The sequence below is a fragment of the Microcystis sp. M44BS1 genome (genome assembly GCF_020244875.1).
Lineage (GTDB): Bacteria > Cyanobacteriota > Cyanobacteriia > Cyanobacteriales > Microcystaceae > Microcystis > Microcystis panniformis.
In genome coordinates, this window is the sequence record NZ_JADBVM010000153.1 from 21529 (window position 1) to 32155 (window position 10627).

Consider the following 10627-nt stretch of genomic DNA (forward strand, 5'->3'; position numbering starts at 1 on the left):
CTAGTGTAATCGCTGTTGACTAAAAATTAAAGTCTTCTGTGAACAGTTCCTGCCCCTCTTGAATAAGATTTTCTGAGGAAGCTAAGGATAAGTTTATCAAAGGTTCATGGGCAAATTTTACAACTTGCTCTAGCCAGTTTTTGAACAAATCTATGATCAATAAAATTCGCTCATGGATAAATATATCTGTGTTGTAGATTAGCTTGAGATAAAGTTCTTCTTCCTCAACAAAGATAAATTCTAAATCAAATTTAGCGGTAATCATTTTTGGGTCAATGGAGTTAACTGTAATTCCGTCCAAGGCGAGATCTACATTTTGATTATTTTGCAGGACAATTGCCACATCAAAGAGAGCATTACGGCTAGGATCTCGTTGTAAATTCAAATCAGATACGATCTGATCAAAGGGATAGTCTTGATGATCATAAGCCTCTAAAGTGGTTGTTTTTACTTTGCTAAGGAGATCCGTAAAACTGTCGTGATCTGTTATCTGATCCCGCAGGACGAGAGTGTTAACATAAAATCCGATTTGATCTTCTAAATCAGGATGATTTCTGCCGGCGATAGCAGAGCCTATTGTAATTTCATTTTGCTCAGTGTAACGGAATAGAAAACTCTTAACCAAACTAACTAAACCCATAAATAAACTGGCTTCTTGTGCTTTAACTAACTTCTCAAAAGTATCGATCAATTCGGGTTCAGGTTGCCATGTAATTGTATTTCCCTGAAAACTTTTAACAGGTGGGCGGGGATAATCAACAGGTAAGTTAAGACGCACAGGAACAGGAGTTAATTTAGCTAACCAGTAATCCCGTTGACCTTGAAGTTTCGAGGTTTCTAATTGACTTTCTTGCCAAGAAGTATAGTCTTTATAATGAATTCTAAGAGGGGGCATTAATTGGGAATTTTCTTGTCCATAGGCGTGATAATGGGTGAGGAAATCTTTAATTAAAACCCCAGCTGACCAACCGTCAAAAATGATATGGTGCATATTAAACAAGACGATGTAATTCTCTTGGCTTAGTTTAAGTAAGTTAACTTTAAGTAACGGTCCCACTTCTAAATCAAAGGTCGTTTTGGCATTATGGCTGATCGCTTCTTCGATCAGGTTTTCTTGTTCTGTGCTAACATAAGCTGTCAGGTCTATTTGTTTAATGACAAAGTTCATTTGATTATGGACAACTTGACGGGGTTGATTATTGATTAAAGTAAAGGTTGTCCGCAAAATTTCATGGCGTTGAATTAACTGTTGAAAGGCATTTTCAAAAGCATCAATATTGAGATTGCCCTTGAATTGATAAGCACTGGGCATTCCGTAAGCATTATGATTTTGATCTAGAAATTCTAAAGCCCAAAGACGACGCTGACCATGAGACATCGGATAAGATTTTTGGGGGGGAATTGCCGAAATGGGTTCTTGATAATTGTATTGAGTCTGGGAGATTAAAGTCGCCAATCCAGCAATGGTTGGAACTTTAAAGAAGTCAGCCAATTTTACGGATACATTTAGTTCTTTATGAACCCGGGTTACAACCCTTGATAAGAGTAGAGAATGACCGCCAATTTCAAAGAAGTTATCAAAAATACCGATAGGATGTTTAGAGAGAATTTTTTCCCAGATACTAACGAGATTGGATTCTAAATGATTACGGGGTGCAACATAATTAGAATTAACCAGATATTTACCGGTTTCTCTGAGTTGTCTCAGGGAGTGCAGGTCAAGTTTCCCATGTCGAGTTAAAGGGAATTGCTTTAAAAAAATAAAGTAACTGGGAATCATATAAACTGGTAAAAACTTGGCAAGAAATTCTCGAATCTCAGCAATTTCTAGAGTTTTTTCTGTTTGACAGTAAGCAGATAATTGAGTTTGATTATTCACTTGAATGGGTAAAACAATCGCTCTTTCAATGGGAGCATAACGAGTCAATTGATATTCAATTTCTCCGGGATCAATTCGATAACCATTGACCTTAACTTGATTATCTTTTCGTCCCATAAACTCAATGATACCCGGAGCAGTTTGCTTGCCTAAATCGCCGGTTCTAAAGAGAGTTTTTGTCTCATCAAGAAAGCTAGGTTTAAATTTTTCTTGAGTCATTTCGGGTTGGTTATGATAACCCGATGCTAGGGCGGCACCTTCTACACAAATTTCGCCGATTACATGGAGGGGAACGGGATTATTAAATTCATCAAGAACCCCTAAGCGATTGTTATGGAAAACTTGACCGAGGGGGATTTCGCTGTCTAAGTTTTCCTTGATTTCATACTGGGATACTCCCACACAAGTTTCTGTAGATCCGTAAACATTGCTAACAATTTCTGCTGGAAAACGTTTCCGCAAAGCTAAGGCAGTTTCCCGATCTAATTTTTCCCCTCCTACCGAGATATATTTTAAGCTGGAAATGGTTTCTCCTGGTTCAAGTAGCCCCAAGATTTCTCGATAGATAGAGGGGGTGGTATGTAGGGCATTAATTTGATTTTCTTGTAGGAAAGAAACCAAATGTCCTATATATTTTATTTCGTACATATATAGGGATGCACCTATGGTTAAGGGGAGAAAAATATTACGAATAGATGGATCATGAGTAACGGCAGCTGTGAAAATATAGCGCCATTCAGGATGTTTATCTAAATCAAAAGTAAGTCGTAAGCTTTGAATAACATTCAAAATTGAGATGTGACGGCCCATGACTCCTTTAGGATTACCAGTTGAACCTGAAGTGTAGAAAATATAAGCAGTTTGGCTAGAATTGCGAAATATTTTAGGCTCATCTTTGTCATATTTTTCAACAATAGGATCAATTTTATCTAAGCAAATTTTTTTCATTTTTTCAGGTAACTTAGAGATAAAATTACTCTCCGTTAGGCAAACATGACAGCCACTATCTTTTAAAATAAACTCAATGCGACTGTGAGGATATTGAGAGTCTATAGGAACGTAAGTCGCTCCAGTTTTAAAGGTAGCCAGAATCCCGATGATTAAGTTGTGATCACGCTGGAGCATGACCCCAATCACTTTTCCTACACCTAGCTGATATTCCTGCTGTAAATAATGGGTAAGACGATTGACTTTTTCATTTAATTCTTGATAGCTAAGGCTAATTTTTCCCGCAATTAAGGCGGGAGCATTAGGGGTTAATTTAACTTGAGCTACAAAGTCATCAATGATGGTGGCTTTCTCAGGGAGTTTGCGAGTTTTTCCGGTTAATTGTCTGAGTAACTTCTCTTGTTGGACTGGGGTTAATAAAGGTAACTGATAAAGAAGATGATTAGCATCGTCAATGATTCCCCTCAGCAAAATTTCAAAGCTTTCAATAAATTGTTTAATTGTCTCTTTTTTAAAGAGGTCTGTATTGTAATTGCAGTAAATAATGAGGTTATCATTAAGTTCAATTAAGTTAAATCCTAGATCAAAAGGGGTGTAAGCAATCGGTGACGGTGGCAAGGATACTTTTAAGTCTTTAAACTCAGGCAAAGTTAAACTAGGATCCATGTTAAAAGATACCGAAATGAGAGGAGAACGAGAAAAATCTCTAGGTAATTGTAAAGCTGCTAATAAATCCTCTAAAGTATAACTCTGATGGCGAAAAGCGTCGATCAGGGTTTGTTTAGTGTGTTGTAAATGTTCAATAAAAGAGGTGGTAGCATCGACTTGTATCCGCAGGGGTAAAAATTGAGAACAAAAGCCTACTAAGTTGTCACTACCTTCTATTTGTCGCCCAGAAATAGGAATACCAATGACTAAATCCTTAAGTCCAGAAATTCGACGCAAAAAAGCAGTATAAGCGGCGAACATTGTCATAAATAATGTAGCTTTATTTTTGCGTCCTACTTTCTGCAAATTTTGCCCAACTTCCGAGGGAATGACTTGACTTTCTTGGCCGCCAGTGTAGGTTTTAACGGCGGGACGGGGAAAGTCGGTGGGAAGCTCAAAGGTTGGCAGCTCTTCCTGATAGGTTTTCAACCAAAAATCCCGATGCTCTAACATTTGCGGACTTTGCGTCTCTTGCCCTCGCAAGGTTAAATATTGCCGAAACTGCATCGGTGGTTTGAGAACATCTTTAGTTGTGTTATTTGGGGATGAATAAAGTTGACCAATTTCCTGCAAAATTAATCCTAGTGACCAACCATCTGCCACAATATGATGAGTTTTTAAAGAGAGCAGATAATGGTCAGATTTTAAGCGCATTAAAATCACAGCAAATAAAGGAGCAATCGACAGGTCAAAGGGTTTTTGGGAAAACTGAGATCGTAACGCTAAGGCCGTCGCTTCGGGATTATCTTCATCCTTCAAATCAATGAGGTTTAATTTAATTTTAACTTCATTGACAACTTCCTGTAATTCTCCTTGTTCTATAATTTTGGTTCGCAAAGCTTCATGGCGATTAATAACTTGATTAATCGTTTTTTCTAAAATGTAAACATCTAAAGAACCTAGTAATTCTAGAGATGTTGTGACGTTATAGGATGCTGAAGCATTACGGTCTAATTCAGCTAATAACCAAAGTTGACGTTGAGCTTCACTGGTGGGAAAGGACTGATTTAAAGATGGTAGATGTCCCCTACCATCTTCATCTTCAGAGAGGGGCTTTTTTTCTTCTTTCTTGACTTGGGGGCGTTTAGCATTAGCAAAAAAACCAGCTTGCTGCAATTCCGTAATCGCTTCTTTGACGGCTACTATAACTTTGTCTATATCTTCATTAGTATGGCAGGTGGAGAGAAAACAAACTCGTTTTTCCCATGTGTAGATTCCTTTAAGATTTAATAGGTAATAAAAGAGGGGTAATTCGATGGGTTGTAAGAAGATACTATAAGCTCCAAAGGGTTCAAAGCGGAATAAAGAGCCAAAATTAACAACCCGAATCGGAATGCCTATTTCTTGAAAAAACTGATTAACTTCGGTGGCTAATCGATGAGTTAATTGATTCACTTTTTCTTGAATCGTTGGACTGTTTTCCCGAAGATGTAAAAGCACAGCACGACAAGCAGCAAGGGCTAAAGGATGACGACAAAAAGTTCCCCCAAAAGCGGTTAACTCGGTTTGGGGATGAGAGTCATCTCCGTATTGCCAGAAACCGCCGTCAACGGTATCTAAGAAATCTGCTTTACCGCAGATCATACTAATTGGTAAACCTCCTCCAATGGCCTTACCATAAATGACTATATCAGCTTCAACATTGAACCATTCTTGCGCTCCTCCCGGAGCAATCCGAAAGCCAGTAATAATTTCATCAAAAATGAGTGTGATCCCTTTTTTATGGGTTATTTGTCGTAGTTTTTGCAGAAATTCTTGAGGCTGTAAATCGGGTTTGCGACTTTGAACTGGTTCGACTAATACGGCGGCTAAATCATCAGCATGAGTAGCAATAATATCGAGGCTTTCTTCAACTCCATAACTCAAGACTATTATGTCTTCAACCATTCCTAAAGGAGTGCCTAAACTTAAGGGTTGAGCCGTGGTTTTATCTTCTCCTACTCGTGCTAAGATGCCGTCAAAAGTTCCATGGTAGGAGCCGGCGAACATAACGATTTTTTGACGTTTTGTACGAGAGCGAGCAATGCGAACAGCGGCCATAATCGCCTCGGTTCCCGTATTACTAAAAGCGACTCTTTCGACTCGACCCATTTCACTAATTAAAGCGGCGGTTTCGGCAGCCAGATTTGACTGCATTCCTAAACCTATTCCTCGGTTCATTTGTTCTTGAACCGCTTCAATGACAAAATCCGGACTATGCCCAAAAAAGTTAACCCCAAACCCCATAGCTAAGTCAATGTAATTATTGCCATCAATGTCCTTAAAATAAGCCCCTTGAGCAGATTCTGAAACAATGGGATATTGAAATTCTTTTAAGGCCATGCGGAAGTCAATGGTCGGTTTAACATCCACCATTGTCTTACGGCTATTTTGTGAATAGGCTTTTGATTTGGCGGTTTTCTGGTTATAAATACTCTGTAAATTTTGAATAAAGGCTTGTTGTTGTTCGGTTAAGGATTTGTTCTCAGTCAGCTTTAAAGCTAAGGGGTTTAAATTGGGAGAACTAGGTTTCTCAGGAGATTTGGGATTCTCTTGAGAAACCGGAAGGTAAGTTTCTATCTTAGAGCTTTGGGTAGGAATGATTTGAGTCTGATTCGTTAATATTTCGGGGGCTATACTGGGGGAGACGGTGGCAGTTTGAAGAACTTCTAATTGCTTGATAATGGTTTTCTCATGGAGGTCTTTTAGGTCTTTTAAAGATTGTAATTGAGCCATCATTAAGGCTTCTTTACCGGAGCTTTCACCTGAGACAGTGAACTTAGGAATTGCAGGAATTGAGAGGTGTTCATCTGGCACACAAGCAAGAATTAATTCTTGGCCATTGTTAATGGGAATATTGTTTTGTTTAGAGAAACTATTCGCCGTAGCGAAACCACAGCGCTTTAAAACGGAACACCAATTTTCCCCACTTAATAAGGGAGTGTCTGAGCGTAATTCTTGGTCCTGAAAGCGCCACCAGCCGGGGGTTAATCCAAAGGTTAAATTCAGCCATGAGTTATTTTCTACGGTTTCGAGGAGAACTAAGTAACCACCGGGGCGCAGCAGTTCCCGAATATGGGTTAGAGTTTCTGTAATATTTCGGGTCGCATGAAGGACGTTAGCGGCCACAACAATATGATAATTACGAGCAGGTATCCCCTGAGAAATGGTGGACTTTTCAATGTCTAGTTGATGAAAGTTTAGGTTATATTTTTTCTGAAATTTTTGCCTAGCTTGATGCAGTAAGAAGGGAGAAACTTCGCTAAAAGAATAAGTGACATGATCGAGATTTAAGTGGTTAAGAATTGCTTCTGAAGTGGCACCAGTTCCTCCTCCTATTTCGAGAATTTGATAGGGGCGATCACTATTAGAAAAGTTGGTTAAAATCTGGTTAATAGCTTGGGCGACTCGTTGATTCATCAATCGAGATACGGGAGAATTTCCATAGATACTTTCTGCATGAGCAACGGAACCTTCTGGGAAAATTAATGTCAAGGGGTCTATATTTCCCTTGAGAACTTCTGCTAAATTTTCGCCGCAGCGTTGCAACATTTCTAATTCAGGTTTTGCAGATGGACAAGTTTTTTCTAGCTTTTGTAGGGCTTGGGGCAAGGAAAAAGACTCAGGCAAGTTTTTGACAGTCCAAATATTCCCTTGATTTTGAAGAATATTAGCTTGCTCTAAATCCTGCAAATAACGATTGAGCAAAATGTGATATTTAGGGGCAACAGGTAAGGTTTGTCTTAGGGTTTCTATTGTCCATTGTTCCCCTTGATTAAGTTTTTTTCCTAGGGACTCTAAGGCCTTGATGATATAGGCTGTAGCGATGGGTTGCAATTGCTCAATGACTTGCAAATAATTGCTTAATTCTGTCTCATCATCGATAACTTTAGTTGTTATTTCTGAAGCATTTTCTAAGGGTTTTTCTTTGACAAATTGGCAGAGGTATTCGGCGATATCAACAAGAGTTTGTAAATCGGTAAAGAGTTGATCTATTTTCACTTTGACTTGAAATTTTTCTTCAACTTTGCGAGAAAAGTCAGTCAAGATAATTGAGTCTGCTCCTAAGTTTAGTAATGTCTCATCCTCCGGTAGATCGTTCTCATCTTCTTTCAGAAGTAAAGCCAAAATTGATTTTAATTGATTACGGATTTCCTGTTGATGTTTTTGCATATTGAAAACTGTGGTTTCGGTATCGGTAAGGTTAGAGGTTTGTGCGTCTAGGAATATTTTGTCAATGCTCTGATTTTCTGTTCGAGGATTAGGCTGAAATTGGCAAGGTTTCCTTTGAAAGGGATAGTTCGGCAATCTGACTTTTTTATAGCCATAATTTCGATTGAATTGTTCTGGATTGAAAGGCGCGCCATTTAGGTAGAGTTGTCCCAAGGCTGAAAGAATTGTATGCCAGTTATCTAAGCCACGATTGAGAGAACTTAACCAGATGAACTCATCTTTATAACGACGACCTTGTTCTGCTAGTATTGGTCTTGGTCCCACTTCTAAAAATAGGTTATATCCCTTGTTGAAAGCGGTTATTAAACTCGACAAAAATCTTACTGGTTCTCGGCATTGTTTGCTCCAGTAAGCGGCATCTGGTGCATTTTCTAAAACCTCTCCATCAAGTCCTGAAAGTAGCAGAATTTGGGGTCGTTGATAAGAAATTTGACGAGCCTCTTTTTCAAATTCTTTTAAAATTGGCTCCATTAAAGGGGAATGAAAAGCCTGAGTAACGGGAAGATATTGAGCGGGAATTTTTTGCTTTTTGCAGGTGCTAATAACTTCCTCAATGCTGGCACTTTCTCCAGCAATCACAATCTGTTGAGGGTGATTAATGGCAGCTATTGAAACTGTTTGAGTATAATTTTTAATTAGGGAACTGACTGTCTCTTCATCAGCAAAAATTGAAGCCATTTTCCCAGAGGTCGTGGTTTGCATTAATTGCCCCCGTTTGACAACTAAGGCGAGTCCAGCTTCTAAGCTAAATACTCCTGCGATACAAGCTGCTACATATTCTCCCACACTATGGCCAATCAGTAAACTGGGGGTAATTCCCCAAGATTTCCATAGCATTGTTAGGGAATATTCTAGGGCGAATATAGCCGGTTGAGCGTAAGCAGTTTGATTGAGTAAATCGGTCTGTTCACCAAATAATATTTCAGTTAAAGGATGGTCTAAATACTTCGCTAATATTTCGGCACATTGATCAATATATTGACGAAATGTCGGCTGGGTTTGATAGAGTTGATGCCCCATGCCGGGATAACAAGCCCCTTGCCCTGTAAAAAGAAAAACAATTTTAGGGGATTTTTCCGATGTAAAACGTTGATAAAAAGTCAAATCATCAAGTGGTTTTTCTTCAGCAAAAGCGGCTAATCTTTGTTGTAATTCTGGACAAGTATCGCCAACAATGGCTAAACGTTCAGGTAAATCTATCCTCCCGACGGCTGCACTATAACAAATATCTCCAATTTCAGGACGAGATTCTAGGAGGGTATGGAAGCGTTTGGCTAATTCTTTTAAAGCGGTTTTGTTGTGGGCTGAAAGGGTTAAGAGATGACTGGGAATTTGTTGTTGAATTTCTGAGATTTTGCTGACGGGTGCCTGTTGAACAATGACATGGGCATTTGTGCCAGAAAACCCAAAAGAACTTACCCCAGCTATAGGGACTTTATTGTTATTCGGCCAAGGTATATTTTGAGTAGGAATTTTAATAGGATGGTCTTCCCAATTAATCAGAGGATTAGGGCTTTGGAAGTGAAGATGGGAGGGGATTTCACCCTGTTGAAGAATCAGAATTGTTTTGATTATTCCGGCCATGCCAGCTGCGGCTTCAAGATGACCGATATTGGTTTTCACTGAGGCGATATAAAGAGGGTCGGAGCGCTTTCCATAAACTGAGGCAATGGCATTCAATTCGATGGGATCTCCTAAAGAAGTGCCTGTGCCATGAGCTTCTATGTAGCTGACATCTTCAGGGACTATTCTGGCATCAGCTAGAGCTTGACGGAGCAATTCTTGCTGGGCGGGTCCACTGGGTACGGTTAAACCGGCAGCAGCCCCATTATGATTCACCGCCGAACCTCGCAACAGGGCAAGAATGTGATCCCCGTTTTTCTGGGCTTCTGATAAAGTTTTTAAGATTAAAACCCCACAGCCTTCCCCTCGCACATATCCGTTAGCAGAGGCATCGAAGGTTTTGCAACGCCCATCGGGGGACATCATTCCCGACTGAGAAAGACTAATCGTAATTGCGGGTTCTAAAATGAGGTTTACCCCACCCACTAAAGCGAGTTCACATTCACGATTTCTAAGGCTACGAATCCCCTGATGGACGGCTACTAATGAGGATGCACAGGCTGCATCAATCGAGAGACAAGGACCGTGAAGATTGAGAAAATAAGATAGCCTTCCGGCGGCTGCGCTTAGAGCATTGCCGGTGCCAAAAAAAGAGTCAATTTGATCATAGTTAGTGCCGTAAACCTTCAGGGCATGATCAATGCTAGTAATCCCCACAAATACCCCTACTTTTTTATTATCGGCTAAATTTTTCAGAGGTAAATTGGCATTTTCTAACGCTTCCCAAGCAACTTCTAAGAGTAACCTTTGTTGAGGATCCATGGAGGCTGCTTCTCTTGCTGAAATCGAAAAGAAACGGGCATCAAATTCTGTAATATTCTCTTGAAGAAATCCCCCATAAGCGGTGTTCATTTTTCCTAAAGTTGGTTCTTGAGAATACAGTTTTGAGATATCCCAACGGCTTTTAGGAACTTCTACTATAGCATCAAGCCCGGCTTGACAAAAACTCCAATATTTTTCTGGGGAATTAATACCTCCAGGAAAACGACAAGCCATCCCAACCACCGCAATAGCTTCACTTTGTCTCGTCTCTAATTCATTGATACGAGCCTGCATGACCTCCATTTTGCTTAAGGTCGTTGCCATTAATTTTTTGTAATCTATACTCTCAACCATGCCCTATTCTCTATAATTTCTAAATTTATACGCCGTTAAACATAAATTAGGATGCTGTGCTATCAGTAAATATAAACCCAAATTTAACCCCAGAGAGTTAAGCTTACTCATGTTCATCTACCTATCCTACCACATCTCATG

The 10627-nt window shown here is 39.6% G+C and carries 1 protein-coding gene; it reads right to left on the reverse strand.

What is annotated here, in order from left to right; all coding sequences use genetic code 11:
- Positions 1-19: 19 nt before the first annotated feature.
- A complete protein-coding gene (locus tag IM515_RS12500; RefSeq protein ID WP_287627205.1) occupies positions 20-10486 on the reverse strand; it encodes a non-ribosomal peptide synthetase/type I polyketide synthase in 10467 nt (3488 codons plus the stop codon).
- Positions 10487-10627: the final 141 nt, after the last annotated feature.